A 14,489-nucleotide genomic window follows, 5' to 3' on the forward strand; every position below is an offset into this window, starting at 1 on the left:
AGAGGGGGGCTGACAAGCTGAAAGTGGGCAATCCCACCCACCCTACACCCGATTTCCAATGAATTCCTGCTATCTTGGAACAAAAATCAATGTCCCGGTGGCAGCGTCCTTCACATACTTCACGGCGACGGACTTCTCGCCCCTGCCGCGGGGCAGCAACCAGCCCTCCAGATCGAACTCATACGTGCGACCGTGCGAGTAGCGCGTCCACCCCTGGCACAGGCCCTGTTTGTCGTACACATACACATCACGCCAAGCCTTGCGAACGGTGAGCAGTGGATCCACATACGCCGTGGCGCCGGTGCGGTCCAAGAACTCCGGCAGCAGCACCTCGCTCAAGAGCGTGAGATTGTATTGCCGGAGGTGATACCGGATGGCGGGACTGGGCTCCTGCCAGGAGGCAGTGAGGCGGTCCTCATTCTCGCGGAGGACTCCGTAGTCCACCAAGCGCTGCTGGGCGGCCTTGACGGCCTCCTTGGCTCCCGGTTTGGTGGAAGCGCCAATGAGCGCCTGCAACTCCGAGGTGGGCACCGTCCAGAGATCCAGCCGGTCCGCCACTTGGGACACAGCTTGCTCCATCCGCCCGGCCAGTGAACTGTTACCTTCTGTGAGTTTCGATTTGAGGCTTTCCTGGAGCTTCTTTTGAGCCTCCTCCGCCGCAACCTTGTCCGCGCCGGTGCTGAGCTTTCGCCAGGCCTCCTGTGAAGAAGCAAGGTCAGAAGCCAGACTTTGGAAGGCGACCGCCCCTTCCTTACCCAGCGCTTCCGACAGCAGGCGGATTCCCTTCGCCGCTGCGTCACTGCCCAATTTGCGGCCCAACGCGAGCCAGCGGAGGTCCGTCTCTGTCGGCAATCCCAAATCGGGATTGCCTGCATCGTAGCAAATTTCCTGAAGCCGACCCTCAGCATCGTAGAACCGCATTTCACTGGCTGGCATGGCGAAGCAGACAAACGCTGGGGCCGACCACGTGACGCCGTTTCCTACGAAGACGCCCACATCCACCCGGTGCGACGTGATGCCTGTGGCGGCCTGCGTTTGCGGCTGCCACTTCACCGTGATGCGAGCCGTGTCCCCACTGCCCTGCGGTTCGATCTTCACGCGCTCAGGATCCCCTTGCAGCAGCACCCACTTGTAAGTCAGCGGACGACGCATGAGATCGGGCGACTTCCTCGCCGTGACCACAATCTGCCGCTCCTGGGCAACCCCACGAAAAACGCGGGCGATGACGCCGGGCACATTGCCCAGCTTTTCATCCGTCACGGTATCCAGCTCAAAGAAATCCTTGTTGGGCGTAGCTCCGGTCTCCTCCAGCACTTCCAAGATGGCCACCGGGGGGATGAGCGGGGGCAGCATGTCATGCGCCTCCGCCACCATCTTCGCCTCATCGATTTGGTTGCCGTCAAACACTGGAGGATGCGCCGCACCCGTAAAGTAGTCCGCCTCAGTTTTCACCACACGGTTGCTCTTGCGAAACACAGCCTGCAAGGTGGGAGCCAGGATGCGGTTGCGCAACAGCACCTGCTGGGTCTCGGGTGGCAGGGCGGCGGCCGCGCTAAAAAAGGCCTTAAGGAAGGGCTGGTCTGTAAAGGACGAACCCTGCGAGATCACCACGAAGGGTGTGTTCGCTGGATACAGATCGCCCCAGCCATTGCGACCATTCCACCCCGGGTCGTAGTCCTGATGCTCCGGGTAGAAGTAGAGATTGTTCCCCAGATACTGGGCATTGAGAAACTCGAACCCCTGGCGGTTGCCCATGTAGATGCGGGGCAGGCTGCCACCCTTGTCAGCGGCGGCCGACATGGAGCAGTTCCCCAGCACGGGAAACGGGCGCACTTGATTGGCGGGCCCTATCTCCGCCTTCCGCTCCTTTTCGACCGCTGTAGGCTGGTAGAGCTGCACCTGAGGCCAGACCTTGATGTCGTACTGGGAGTGCCCGCCATCGCGGTTTTCGTACTGGAACCCATTGAGCCCTGCCGCCGTGCCCTCGCCGTGCCACTTCAGAATGAGCTTCCCCACCTCGTCCGTCCGGGTCGTGACCTGCGCAGAAGCCCCCGTCTGCAGGAGAAGGCAAAGAGCCGCGTAGAGGCCCGGTCGAACGCCGGAAATTTGCCAAATGGTGCCGTGCTGCATGTCGTTGCCTTTCCGTGCCGTGATTCCTCCCCTGCATTCCCTCATCGCAACCCCTGCCCACGTTTAGCCACCACGCCACTGAGTGTCAACGCAGCTCCCAACTGAAAACTTGAAACTGAATACCGACAGATGTGACAAAGCCGGAGTTGCGGGCAGGCGGAACCACGCTAGAGCACCGCATCGTCCAAGACGATGCTTGCGCCGTACTCCTACCGCCAGCTGCTTGTTCATTGATCTATCCGCCACCTGCAAAATCCGGAATGGCCATTCCCATCATCATCAATCCTGCTGCCAACAGCACCAAGGCTTCCGCTCAGATGGAGCGCATCCGGAAACTGCACCCCTCCCCCGAGGTCCACGTGACGGAGGGCATCGGCAGCGCTCGTGAGATCGCCGCCCGTCTCGCCGCAGAGGGGCACCCCGTCGTGGTCGCCGCAGGAGGCGATGGCACCGTAAACGAGGTGGTGAATGGACTTACCGCCCACCAATTGTCCGCCCCAGATGCCGCACAGCACACCACGCTAGGCATCCTGCCGGTAGGTACCATGAACGTCATGGCCTACGAGATGGGACTGCCGGGGCGGAATCTCGAAGCTTGCTGGGACATCATTCACACTGGTGCCACGCGTGAGATCGATCTCTGGCAGGCCAATGAGCAGTACTTCGCCCAGCTCGCCGGCGTGGGGTTCGATGCCGAGATCGTGCAACAGACTCCGTGGGAGATGAAGCGTCGCTTTGGCCCCCTCAGTTATGTGATGACCGCCGCCCGCATCCTGGGGCAGGAGGCGCCTGTGCTCTCGGTGGAAATCGAAGGCCGCCCACCCCTCTTTGGCTCCGTGGTGCTGCTGGGCAACGGCCGCCACTACGGTGGCCCGGTGCCCGTCTTCCGCGATGCCTCCAACACCGACGGACTGCTCGATGTCATCATCCTCCACCAGCGCCGTCCGCTGGAGGCCTTCCAGTTCCTCGCCGCCCTCGTGGCCACGGGTTACCAGGAGTGTAACGACATCGATTATCTCCAGGTGAATTCCCTCAAGGTCACCTCAGAGCAGATTGTGCCCTATGAACTCGACGGCGAACTCGGCCTCAATACGCCGGTGGAGATCAGGCTCGCTCCCTTCAAGCTGAAGGTACGAACAGGGGCATGAAGTTTTCAGTGTTCAGTTTCAAGTTTTCAGCAGTTCCCAACAACACTCCCTGAAACAAAACGGCCTTCGAGTTCCCCCGAAGGCCGCTTTCATTTCAGTGCTGAAAACTGAAAACTTGAATCTGCTAGCTCCCTACGCCCCCACCAGCTTGCGGGCCTCGTCCAGGGCCGCATCCACCTTGGCCACATCCTTGCCACCGCCGCGGGCGAAGTCGGGCTTGCCGCCGCCTTTGCCACCCACGATGGGGGCGATGGTCTGGATGATCTTGCCTGCCTGAGCGCGGGCCTGATGGTCCTTGCTCACAGTAGCAATGATGGCCACGCTGCCACCCGCCGTGCCCGTGAGCACCACGATGCCGTTGAAGAGGCTCTTGAGCGCATCGCTCACGGCCATCGCATAGTCACCGTCCACATCGCCCAGGTTGGCGATGATGGCGTCGTTGCTGGCTGAGCCGAGGAGAGCCTTCGCGCGCCCCGCAGCTTCGCGCTGCTGGGCGGACTTGAGGGCTTTCTCCAGAGCCTTCTGCTGATCCAGGAGGGTTTCGATCTTCTTCTCAAGATCCAGCGTGCCTTGAGCAAGGACCTTGCCAGCAAGAAGCTTGAGCAGGTCCGCATCGCTGCGGGCCGCCTGATAGGCTTCGAGCCCCGCGATGGCCTCGACACGACGCACCCCGGCGCTCACGGCGCTCTCAGCCACGAGGCGGAAGAGTCCGATCTCGCCCGTGGAACGGGTGTGGGTGCCGCCGCAGAGTTCCATGCTGTAGCCATTGAGCGCATGGGCCTGGCCGCCGATCTGCACGACGCGGACCTTGTCCCCATACTTCTCTCCGAAGAGCTGCATGATGCCGGGATTGGCCTTCACCTCCGCATACGGAAGTTCGTCCCAGGAAACAACATCATTGGCCACAATACGCTCGTTCACGAGGCGCTCGATATCGGCCAGCTGGCCCTGGGTCAGCGCGGCGCTGTTGAAGTCAAAGGTGAGCTTGTCCGGCGTCACGGAGCTGCCCTTCTGGGTGGCCTCCTTGCTCACCACTTCGTGCAGCGCCCAGTGCATGACGTGCGTGACGGTGTGGTGGCGCTCGATGGCGCGACGGCGGGTGGAATCCACCACCAGTTGAGCTTCCACGCCCACGGAGGGGGTGTCTTCCCCATCCAGGAAATGCAGCCAGGTGTTGCCCACCTTCTGGGTGTTGGAGATCGGGAAACTGTCCGCACCGATGATCAGCGCGCCAGAGTCACCCACCTGGCCACCCATCTCGGCATAGAAGGGAGAGCTGTCGAGCACGACCGCCGCCTTGTCCTTGATGGACACCACCTCAAGGACCTTCGCAGGCGCTTCGAGGTTGTCGTAGCCGATGAACTTGGTCGGCTCCTTGGTTTCGATCTCACTGAGGGAGACGACCTGCTTCTTGCCGGCACGGTCTTCGAGGCCGCGCTTCTTCTGCTCGGCCAGGAGACGTTCGTACTCGGGCACATCCACGGTCAGACCGCGTTCACGAGCCAGCAACTGAGTAAGGTCAATCGGGAAGCCAAAGGTGTCTGAGAGGCGGAAGGCCACTTCACCCGTGACCTCTGTGCCCTTGCCCGCCAGCTTGTCGGCCTCGGACTCAAAAAGGCTGATCCCGCGGTCGAGCGTCCGGTTGAAGCTCTCCTCTTCCATCTTCAGCACGGATTTCACGTGCTCCTTGCGGGCGCGGAGTTCAGGAAACACCTCGCCCATGTGCAGGGCCAGAACGTCCACCAGCTTGTAGAAGAAAGGCTCCTTGAACCCGAGGGTGCGGCCGTACTTCACCGCGCGGCGCAGGATGCGGCGCAGGGTGTAGTTGCGGTCGTTGTTGCCGGGGGAGATGCCGTCAGCAATGGAGAAGCTCAGGGTGCGAATGTGGTCGGCGATGACGCGGAAGGCCACGTCGATCTTCTCCTGCTCCGTCTCACCGGTGCTGCCCGCCACTGGCAGGGTGCTGGCATAGGTCTTGCCACTCAGCTTCGACAGTTCGTCGAAGATGGGCTTGAAGACATCCGTGTCGTAGTTGCTGATTTTGGCGTTCTCGAAGTCCGTGAAGTTCTTCGTGCCCTGGATGATGCTGGTCACGCGCTCAAAGCCCATGCCCGTGTCCACGTGCTGGGCGGGGAGCTTCGAGAAGGTCTTGTCCGCATTCGCATTGTACTGGATGAACACGTTGTTCCAGATCTCGATACAGTCGGCGCTGCTGCCGTTCACCAGCTTGGCACCTTCGCGCTGGCGGTCCTCGTCCAGGTCGCGAGGACCAGGCGTGAGGTCGATGTGAATCTCCGTGCAGGGACCGCAGGGACCGGTCTCCGCCATCATCCAGAAGTTGTCCTTCTTGTTGCCGTTGACGATGTGGATCTCTGGATCCAGCCCCACACTGCGGAACTTCTCCGCCCAGTAGCCCCAGGATTCCTCGTCACGCTCGGCGGGATCGCCCTCACCCGGCTGGTAGATGGTCGCGAACACGCGGGTCGGCGGGAACTTCCAGCGCTCGATCACGAGTTCCCAGGCCCAGGAGATGGCGTCTTTTTTGAAGTAGTCGCCGAAGCTCCAGTTCCCGAGCATCTCGAAGAACGTGTGGTGATAGGTGTCCAGGCCGACATCCTCAAGGTCGTTGTGCTTGCCGCCAGCGCGGATGCACTTCTGGGTGTCAGCCGCGCGGGTGGGCAGGCCCTTGTGCAGGACGCCCGGCCAGGTGTCCACATCCGCCGGACGCTCCCCCAGGAAGATGGGGACGAACTGGTTCATCCCCGCATTCGTGAAAATTCGTGCTCCATCCCGGCTCGTGTAGCCGACGTTGTCGCTGGGCACGATCGTGTGCCGCTTCTCTTTTGAAGAAGTCGAGGAAACTCTGGCGGATCTGGGCGCTGGTCATGGGATGCGGGCGGAAAATGAGCGGGGACACTAGCCCCGTTTCGGCGGTCGGCATAGGAAAAAGTGGGGCTCCAGCCCGCGGGAGGCCGTTCGGGCAAGTCGGCGCTTGCCCCCACCGGGGGGGTTGTTCTATCTTCGGCCCGTATGGACTACCAACCGCCGCCCCCGCCGTCCGAAGGTCCGAAGCCTGAAATCCCCCCCACGCCGCCCCCGGCAGCGGAGATTCCGCCGCCCCCTCCCGAAGGATCCTCCCCGCCCGGTCTGCCCGGTGCGGGCATAGCCCCGGAGGAACGGAACATGGCCATGTTCTGCCACCTGGGCAGCCTGGCGGGGTATATCCTGCCCTTGGGCAACATCCTGCTCCCGCTCATCCTGTGGCTGGTGAACAAGGACAAAATGCCCTTCGTCAACGATCAGGGGAAAGAATCCGTCAATTTCCAGATTTCCATCACCATCTACGTGCTTGCCAGCTTGTTGATTGGGATTGTCACCTGCGGGATCGGCTTGCTGCTCATGTTCGTGCCAGTCGTTTTCGCCCTGGTCATGGCTATCATCGCCAGCTTGGAAGCCAACAAGGGCATCGCCTACCGCTACCCCCTGTGCATCCGGATCATCGATTAACGGACTCCGTGCAGAGGTCGGATGAGACTCCCACCCCGCCCTCTGCCTCCTTCTGATTTTTCAGTTTTATCCCTTTCCCGCCGCTTTTCCTGGTCAACCTCTCTTCAACTTCATCTCCATGGACGAAAAAATTCTCTCCAAGCCCAAAGACCCCCTCGACGAATCGCATGAGTCCGTCGGCCTGCTGGACGCCCTGCTAGACCTCTCGTTCAAGACGGCGATCACACCCAAGATCGTCCAGGTCCTCTACATCGTTGGCCTCATTGCGGCCGCCCTCTTTACCGGTCGCTGGGCGCTTGATGCGTTCATGAAAGGCATCATGGGCGGCATGACCTCCCTGCTCTTCGCCCCCGTCCTCTTCATCCTCTACGCCCTGCTCACCCGCATCCTCCTCGAGGTCGTCGTGGCCTTGTTCCGGATCTTGGAGCACCTGCGAAGCATTGACCGGAAGACGAAGTAGGGCTGGACGGCATTGCAAGAGGTACCGCTGGAGAAGTCTTTCCGATACAGAGCAAAAGGCTCTTCTTCAATGGCGGAAAGATCGGCTCCTGCCCCTTCACAGTCCTCCGCATGGCGCGGGTGAAGGGGCCTGCTTGCTCACTGCCTCCTGTTATGAACATCAGCCCGTCATAGGTTATACGGCGGATCGACTTCGCGACTTTTCCGCGGCGTTGATTGAGTCGCTGTTATCAACCTGCGAGCGGGTTCACGCATGGGTCGTTCTGCCCAATCACTATCACGTCCTCCTCACCACACTGGAACTGAAGCGGACCTTGTCGAACCTCGGACGCTTTCATGGTCGAACATCCTTCCAGTGGAATGGAGAGGAGGCAAAACGTGGAAGACAAGTCTGGTGCAATACGGTGGACCGGGCCATGCGAAGTGAGGCGCACTTCTGGGCCACGATGAATTACATCCACCACAACCCAGTTCGCCATGGCTACGTCTCCAAATGGCAGGACTGGCCCTTCTCTTCCGCGCGTGAATACCTGGAGAGTGTTGGGGAAACAACTGCGGCAGATACCTGGCGCAACTTTCCCTTGAAGGACTACGGCGCCGGCTGGGACGAACCCTCCCTATAACTACGTATCCAGGGCCCTGTTCGGAGTACAGACTTTAGTCTGCTCAGGGAAGCTCGGGCAGGCTGAAGCCTGTACTCCGTACAACCATGCACAGCTCCCAACGACGACACCCTGGCTCAACCTTCCCATAACAACGCACCAGGGCCCTGTTCGGAGTACAGACTTTAGTCTGCTCAGGGAAGCTCGGACAGGCTGAAGCCTGTACTCCGTACAACCACGCACAGCTCCCAACGACGACACCCTGGCTCAACCTTCCCATAACAACGCACCAGGGCCCTGTTCGGAGTACAGCTACACACCGTGCCAGCATCGCGCCCGCCCGTCCCAAAAGACGAAGGTCGCGAAGCCAGCACCAATTTCCAAGAACCCGCGTGACTACGACTTCTTGTCGTCCAAACCGCGCTCGATCTTGTAGAGCACGAACTGGGCGTGGGCCTGGTTGGCCTCTGTCAAGGGGTTCTTCTGGTACTGCGACTGGATGGTCCGCAACTGGGCCAGGGCCACGCTCTGCACTGCCGGCTGGTAGGCGCGGCCGTTTACGATGTTCAGCAGCCGGTCCACATAGTCGAGCTGGAGGTTCTGTCTCAAGGTGCTGACCGAGGCATCCGCCGCCTCACCCTTCATGATCGCGGTCGTGAGGTCCCCCATCATGGTACCGAGGACATAACCATTGCCATACAGCGTGCTGTCCAAAATACGATGCTGCGTGTTGGGGTGCATGAGCTGATCCAGCAGGGACCGCTGGATCTTGAGGGCGCGCTCATGCAATTTGGGATCCTCCCCATTGTCACGGAAGTCAAAACCACGGCGCTGCTGTTGGAGGTGAGCCAGGAGCGGCTCTGGTGCGACCCAGGCTTCCGGGCCGAAGCCGTATTTGGCCAGGGCCTGCATGGCCGCCTTCTGCTTCTCCAGGTCCACCGGGCGGAAAGGCGAAGGAGGATTATCCTTCACCTGCCCGACATAAGCGCGCTCCACATACACGCCACCAATGTAGCGGGAAATGGCTGTGAGGGCGTTGCTCGACTCAGAGGTGAGGGAGATGTAGGCGTTGGTCAGCTCCTGCCAGCTCTTGCCCTGGGTGGGATAGTCCGCGAGCAATTTGCCGGTGGCCTGCTTGACCAGTTCACAACGGGCCACCCCATAGCTCACGGGATCGCTGCTCATGTCAAAGAGCATGGCGCGGGGGTCGATGGCCTTGCCATTTGCCCGCATGTCATCCGCATCATTGGCGAACGCGAGTTGGGACTCGTGCGAACGTCCGGCGATGGTGGCGAGGCGCTTGGTCTCCTCCTGGGGCTCTGGGGCAGCAACGCTGTAGCCGTAGTCAATCGCCCAGTCATCATAGGGTCCGGGGGCATTGATGTAATACTGACCCTGGCGCGCCCGGTCCGGCCCCAGGTTTAGCGGCATGTAGTCCATGACAGATCCACTCAGGCCGGTCTTCTCTGTCAGCGCGCGATTCTGCAATTCCTCCGGGCTGTGCAAGTGGCTCGCGCGGAAGTTGTGGTTCAATCCGAGAGTGTGCCCCAACTCGTGCAGGATCAACTGTGTGAGGCTTTCCTTGAGCAGCACATCGAAGTCCACATCATCCGCCTTGCGCAGGCGCATCATCTGGTTCCCAAAGAGCAGCCCCTGCTGCATGACATTGGCAGCCATGCACGAGTTCTTGTCAAAGAGGTTGCCGCCCTCGGCAGCATCCATCCCGGCCAGGCCCACCTCGTTCCAGAGACGGCGGGCCATGAGGCGGTTCTTCACAAACACGAACTCCAGCATGATGTCGGAGCCCAGGATCTGTCCGGTTCTAGGATTTACAAAGCTGGGGCCGTAGCCACCGAAGGGGGCCTTGGGCGAGGAGGTCCAGCGCAGCACGTTGTACTGGATGTCATCCGCATCCCAGTCCGCGTCATCCGGTTGCTCCTTGATGACGAGGGCGTTTTTGAAGCCGATCTTCTCAAAGGACTTGTTCCACTGGAGCGCAGCGAGGCGGATGGTGTCGCGGAACTCGATCGGGGTTGTGTTTTCAATCCACCACACAATGGGTTCCACCGGCTCGCTCAGCGGCGCGTTGGGGTCCTTCTTCTTGAGATCCCAGCGGTGGATGAAGTCGCGCCAGGGGGTCACCTCGGTGGAGGTCTGGTCCGTGAGCTGGGTCATGAAATAACCCACCCGCGGGTCATCCACACGGGGCTGGTAACCGTTGTCCGGCATGGCAATGAGCGTGTGCTGGATGGTCACGCTCACGTAGCGGGGGTCCGTCACATCGCCCAGCTGTTTGTCATCGTCGTTCCGCGGCGGCGTCGGATTGTCGAACACGTACTCTACCGAGCAAAGGGTGTTCTTGGGGTAGGACTTCAGCTTGGTGAACTTGGTCTTCGTGTCGGAGAGCTTGCCGAGGAACGCCTTCTCCCCGCCGCCGGGCTTCACCTGCAACAGGGTTTCCTTGAGGAAGAGGTTGCCGGCATTGAGCAGCACACCCTCGGTGTTCTCTGCGACGACCCCTTCCACCGCCATCACGGCATGGCTGGTGTTGGCCTGCGCAGCACGGGCCAGCGGATGCATGGGGTCAAAGTAGAAGGCGGTGTTCTGCTTGATGAACTCCACCTTGTCGTAGCTGCGCTTCATCACGAACACGGTCTCGTCATGAAACTGGCCGCGGTTGTGCCCGGCAGCGAGCACCCCTTCCACCGTGTGGGAGAAGTAGATGAACTCCTTCTCCATCTGGTCCTTCCGCACAAAGAGATAGACCGTCCCATTTTCGCGATCGCGATGCAGGTTGAACAGGCCTTTGATCTCATCGCAGTTCTTCGTCACATCGGCGATGGTCTTCTTCTTGGGCGGAGCGGGTACCACCGTCACGGGCGCGGGCCTTTTCTCCTCCACCTTGGCAGCAGGTGCTTCGACGGGATTGGGTTTCACCTCCGGCTTGGTCTCTGGCTTGGCAGGTGCAGGCGTCGGTGCTGGAGCCGGAACCGGAGCAGGTGTTGGGGCCGGTTCAGGCTTGGGAGTGGGTGCAGGCGTGGGCCCAGAACCGGGCGCTGGCGCGGGAGCCGGAGCAGGGCTGGGGGCGGGCTTCGGAGCTGGCTCCTGGGCAGCGCTCCAGACGGCGATGATCAAACAGGTCAGAGGAAGCGCGAGCATCCCGACTGGGCGGAGAGAGAATTTCATATTACAATGGCTATTGCCAAAGACGCACCGATGGGGCGATTTTTTAGGATTACTTTGCCGCGAGGCCAGAAGAATCCCAATCCAGGCTCACAAAAACCGGCCGGTGATCCGAGCCAAAATCCGGTCCCACCTCCCGCCCGCCCACTTTCCAGTCAGGCGAAACGAAGACGTGATCGATCATGATGCGGTCCGGCAGCCAGACGTGCCGGGTGGCCTCAAACAGCCGCCCCTGACTGGTATCCACCAACTGGGTCTGCTGAAGGAAATCCTTGTAAAGCCAAGCCCAGGGGGTGCAGTTGAAATCGCCGGCCACGATCACCGCATGCCCCTCCTGCCGCCGCTGCAAGCTCCACAGCCTGATCCCCTCATGCATGGCACGCCGGTCCGCGATCTCACCCGCCGAGGTTGGGTGAGGGGCGTGCACATTCAGCACACTCACTGGCCGCCCCTCAAACGCAAAATCTGCAAACATCCCGATCTTCTGGGGGCCGTTTCCTCCCAGTTTATACAGGCCGGCATTTTGCCAGGGCCCCCGGCTCAGTATGGCCAGGCCCCATGATCCTTTGCGATGATACTCCAGCCGCTGGTGGGGATAGAGGTCCTTCAGGCGGGGGAGCATTTCCGCCCAGCCAGGCGAGACTTCCTGCAGCACCACTACATCCGGCTGGCGCTCCCTCAACAAGGTCTCCAGCGCAGCGTGATTCTGATTCCGCCGGAGCAGGTTGATCGTGGCGATCTCCAGTGCCGACTCCTTGGCCACCACTGTGGCGGGTGCCGCAGCAGGCTGGGCATGAGGCCACAGCGCAGCGATGTTCAACGCCAAGCCCGCAGCACTGAGCCCGACGAGCTTCCACCGACGCAACCCCAAGCAGAGCAACATTCCGAGAGCGAACGCCACCACATATTGGGGTCGCAGGTGATTGTACAGATCGGGATACCAATGCCAGCGTCCTGCAAAGCCCAGCAGAGTGACCACGAGTCCAGCCGACAATCCCAACGCCAGCCAGTGCCGGACAACAAATCGGAAGAGTCTTCGCACTTTCATTTCGGTAGAGGGGGAGTCACTGGGTCAGTTCAGCCCAAAGATCTCCGCGTCCCTCACCACGGGATAAGCCCGCCCGCCCTGAGCACTTTCCGTCAGCAGCAGCAACTGCTGCAAGCCTGCAGGGATTTCAGAAAACAACAAGGTGACCTGAAACTCCGGTCCCGCCGCGCTCTCATCCAATGGGGTGCATTCAATCACCCACCCCTGCACACTCCATTCACGATGAAGCCCAAGCAGATCCGTTTGGATCGAGAGGGCCAGTTCTGAAGAGACTTCCAAAGCCCGACTGCTGGCGAAGATCACGCCAGTAGTGCTGATGGAACACATCCGGGTGACAACACTGCCCCCGCTCGCCGCTTTTGCCTTCCGTTGGTTCGCTCGTGTACCCATGGCTTTGCCTTGGTTTGTGCAACGGAAGGCAAGCTGCATGGGGTGCTCCACGGTGTCAACCGAGTTGCATGTGAAAGATGAACATCTTCTCAATCAGAAGAACGCGGATCGAACGCATCTCGCAGCCCATCACCGAGGAAATTCAATGCCAGCAATGAGGTGGACATCAAGCCTGCAGGGAAGGCGAGCAGCCACCATTTACTGTCGAGCGGATTGATCACCTGCGCCCCATCCTTGAGCAGCGAGCCCCAGCTGGCCGCCGGATCCTCGATGCCCAGTCCAAGGAAACTGAGGAAACTTTCGTCGCGGATCACCGCCGGAATGGTCAGGGTCAGATAGGTCAGCACAATGGTGCTGAGGTTGGGCCAGAGATGTTTCCAGATGATGGACCAGCCCCTCTGCCCCATGGCGCGGCTGGCTGTCACAAACGCCAACTCCTTCAGCACCAGCACCTGGCCACGAACGATGCGAGCCATGGTGAGCCACTGGATGAACCCCAGGGAGAGCACCAGCAGGAAGATCCGCTTGTACGGGATCATCGCTCCGGCCCAGGCCTCCATCCAGCCCCATTGCTCCCGCTGCCCCCAGAGTCGCAGACCGTCCAGGGCGTCAGTGAAATAACCATCAAACGCCGCGATGAAGATCATCACAAAGAGCAGGCTGGGCACCGAGTTCAAGATGTCCACCAGACGCATCATGCCGCCATCCACGCGCCCCCCGGCATATCCGCTGATCATGCCGTAGGTGCCGCCGATGATGAGGCTCACCAATGCTGCCACCAAACCCACGCCAAGGCTGACCCGGGCCCCTGTGAGCAGGCGGTAGAAAAGGTCCTGCCCGTTCACGTCCGTGCCCAGCAAATGGTGGGAGATACCGCCTTCACACCAGGACGGTGGGACATAGGATGACTCACTCACCATCTTCACCTCAGCAGGCAGAAACACCGGCACAAAGATTGCGGCCAGCGCCACCACCACCAGATACCAGAAGCAGAACATGGCCACGCGATTGCGTCGCAGCACCTGCCAGCCGTTTGGCGGCGATCCTGCCCATCGATGAGGGGTCGCAGCAGCGTCAGGCATGCAACTGGATGCGTTTGTCGAGGAACGTGTACATGACGTCCACCACGAAGTTAAAGAACACCAGCAGGGCGGAGTACACCACCACCGCCCCCGTCAGCAGGAAGGGGTCCGTATTCTGAATGGCATTCACAAACACCATGCCCAGGCCGGAAATATTGAAGACACTCTCCACCACGAAGGAGCCAGTGAGCACATACGCGGCCATGGGCCCGAGGTAGGTGACGACGGGCAGGATCGCCACCTTCATCGCATGCCGCGCCAGGGCGGTCGCGTCATCCAGCCCCTTTGCCTTGGCCGTGCGCATGTAGTTCTGCGACTTCACATCCAGCAGGCTGTTTCGCGTCAGCCGGGCCACATAGGCCAGAAACGGCAGCGCCAGACAGATCGATGGCATGATGAGCTGCGGGATTGTGCCAAAACCCCCGATAGGCAGCCAGCCGAGCTTCAGGCCAAAAAGTGCCACAAAGAGCGGCCCGGTGATGAATGAGGGTATGCTGATGGCCGCGAGGGCAAAGAACATGCTGGTGACGTCCAGCGCCGAGTCCTTGCGCATCGCCGCCACAAACCCCATCGCCACGCCGCCCACAGCTGCGATGACAAAGGCACTGCCGCCCAGGATCAGAGAGTTGGGCAGCTTCTGCCCCAGGACTTCGGTCACAGAGAGATCCTGATACCTCAGCGAAACATTTAAGTCCCCGCGCAGCAGGCGTTTCACATAGCGCTCCAGCTGCGACCACTTGGACCCATCAAGCTGATACTTGCTCTCCCGCTCCGCCTTGGCAGCTGCGGAGAGTTTCTCCCGCTCAAACGGTCCGCCCTTCTGGGAGACCGACAGCAAAAACGTCAGCGACACCACGAACCCCAGCACCACGAGGCTGCTGAGGAATCGGCGGAGGATGAACGCGAACATCGGCCCCCGACTTAGGCGCGACAGCGCTCA

11 protein-coding genes are annotated in these 14,489 nt (G+C 60.8%); 4 read left to right on the forward strand and 7 right to left on the reverse strand.

Annotated elements, in window-relative coordinates; translation table 11 throughout:
• Positions 1 to 69: 69 nt before the first annotated feature.
• Entirely contained in the window at positions 70 to 2,130 is a 2,061-nt protein-coding gene (locus tag BV034_RS30665) for a hypothetical protein (RefSeq protein WP_050030753.1), read from the reverse strand.
• 260 nt (positions 2,131 to 2,390) lie between these two features.
• Here BV034_RS30665 and BV034_RS30670 point away from each other — a divergent pair, with 260 nt between their 5' ends.
• On the forward strand, positions 2,391 to 3,278 hold the full coding sequence (locus tag BV034_RS30670) for a diacylglycerol kinase family protein (protein ID WP_050030754.1): 888 nt from the start codon (positions 2,391 to 2,393) through the stop codon (positions 3,276 to 3,278).
• Positions 3,279 to 3,410: 132 nt separating this feature from the next.
• On the opposite strand, the gene alaS is transcribed toward BV034_RS30670, so the two are convergent.
• On the reverse strand, positions 3,411 to 6,101 hold the full coding sequence (alaS, locus tag BV034_RS30675; protein WP_265593655.1) for an alanine--tRNA ligase: 2,691 nt from the start codon (positions 6,099 to 6,101) through the stop codon (positions 3,411 to 3,413).
• Positions 6,102 to 6,308: 207 nt separating this feature from the next.
• Between alaS and BV034_RS30680 the strand changes: the two genes are divergently transcribed.
• The 3 genes from BV034_RS30680 (at position 6,309) to BV034_RS30690 (ending at position 7,867) form a co-directional block, all read left to right on the forward strand.
• A complete protein-coding gene (locus tag BV034_RS30680) occupies positions 6,309 to 6,785 on the forward strand; it encodes a DUF4870 domain-containing protein (protein ID WP_081888246.1) in 477 nt (158 codons plus the stop codon).
• 118 nt (positions 6,786 to 6,903) lie between these two features.
• Positions 6,904 to 7,245, forward strand: a complete 342-nt coding sequence (locus tag BV034_RS30685) for a DUF4282 domain-containing protein (RefSeq protein ID WP_050030755.1) — start codon at positions 6,904 to 6,906, stop codon at positions 7,243 to 7,245.
• Positions 7,246 to 7,378: 133 nt separating this feature from the next.
• A complete protein-coding gene (locus BV034_RS30690; protein WP_050030756.1) occupies positions 7,379 to 7,867 on the forward strand; it encodes a hypothetical protein in 489 nt (162 codons plus the stop codon).
• A gap of 375 nt (positions 7,868 to 8,242) precedes the next feature.
• Here BV034_RS30690 and BV034_RS30695 read toward each other — a convergent pair whose 3' ends face one another.
• The 5 genes from BV034_RS30695 to BV034_RS30715 form a co-directional block, all read right to left on the reverse strand.
• On the reverse strand, positions 8,243 to 11,032 hold the full coding sequence (locus BV034_RS30695; RefSeq protein WP_265593656.1) for a zinc-dependent metalloprotease: 2,790 nt from the start codon (positions 11,030 to 11,032) through the stop codon (positions 8,243 to 8,245).
• Between the two features lie 49 nt (positions 11,033 to 11,081).
• Entirely contained in the window at positions 11,082 to 12,077 is a 996-nt protein-coding gene (locus tag BV034_RS30700; RefSeq protein WP_050030758.1) for an endonuclease/exonuclease/phosphatase family protein, read from the reverse strand.
• A gap of 24 nt (positions 12,078 to 12,101) precedes the next feature.
• Positions 12,102 to 12,467 (reverse strand): hypothetical protein, encoded by a 366-nt coding sequence (locus BV034_RS30705; RefSeq protein WP_265593657.1) that lies wholly within the window; start codon positions 12,465 to 12,467, stop codon positions 12,102 to 12,104.
• Positions 12,468 to 12,556: 89 nt separating this feature from the next.
• Complete coding sequence (locus BV034_RS30710; protein WP_050030760.1) at positions 12,557 to 13,549, reverse strand: ABC transporter permease; 993 nt, start codon at positions 13,547 to 13,549, stop codon at positions 12,557 to 12,559.
• Positions 13,542 to 14,459, reverse strand: a complete 918-nt coding sequence (locus BV034_RS30715) for an ABC transporter permease (RefSeq protein WP_050030761.1) — start codon at positions 14,457 to 14,459, stop codon at positions 13,542 to 13,544. The genes BV034_RS30710 and BV034_RS30715 overlap by 8 nt, the downstream gene beginning before the upstream one ends.
• Positions 14,460 to 14,489 lie beyond the last annotated feature (30 nt).

Source organism: Verrucomicrobium sp. BvORR034, assembly GCF_000739635.1.
GTDB lineage: Bacteria > Verrucomicrobiota > Verrucomicrobiia > Verrucomicrobiales > Verrucomicrobiaceae > Verrucomicrobium.

Excerpts from the sequence above, each read along its gene's own strand:
- BV034_RS30665 (WP_050030753.1), bottom strand. The coding sequence starts at position 2,130 with ATGCAGCACGGCACCATTTGGCAAATTTCCGGCGTTCGACCGGGCCTC.
- BV034_RS30670 (WP_050030754.1), top strand. The coding sequence starts at position 2,391 with ATGGCCATTCCCATCATCATCAATCCTGCTGCCAACAGCACCAAGGCT.
- BV034_RS30680 (WP_081888246.1), top strand. The coding sequence starts at position 6,309 with ATGGACTACCAACCGCCGCCCCCGCCGTCCGAAGGTCCGAAGCCTGAA.
- BV034_RS30685 (WP_050030755.1), top strand. The coding sequence starts at position 6,904 with ATGGACGAAAAAATTCTCTCCAAGCCCAAAGACCCCCTCGACGAATCG.
- BV034_RS30695 (WP_265593656.1), bottom strand. The coding sequence starts at position 11,032 with ATGAAATTCTCTCTCCGCCCAGTCGGGATGCTCGCGCTTCCTCTGACC.
- BV034_RS30700 (WP_050030758.1), bottom strand. The coding sequence starts at position 12,077 with ATGAAAGTGCGAAGACTCTTCCGATTTGTTGTCCGGCACTGGCTGGCG.
- BV034_RS30705 (WP_265593657.1), bottom strand. The coding sequence starts at position 12,467 with ATGGGTACACGAGCGAACCAACGGAAGGCAAAAGCGGCGAGCGGGGGC.
- BV034_RS30710 (WP_050030760.1), bottom strand. The coding sequence starts at position 13,549 with ATGCCTGACGCTGCTGCGACCCCTCATCGATGGGCAGGATCGCCGCCA.
- BV034_RS30715 (WP_050030761.1), bottom strand. The coding sequence starts at position 14,459 with ATGTTCGCGTTCATCCTCCGCCGATTCCTCAGCAGCCTCGTGGTGCTG.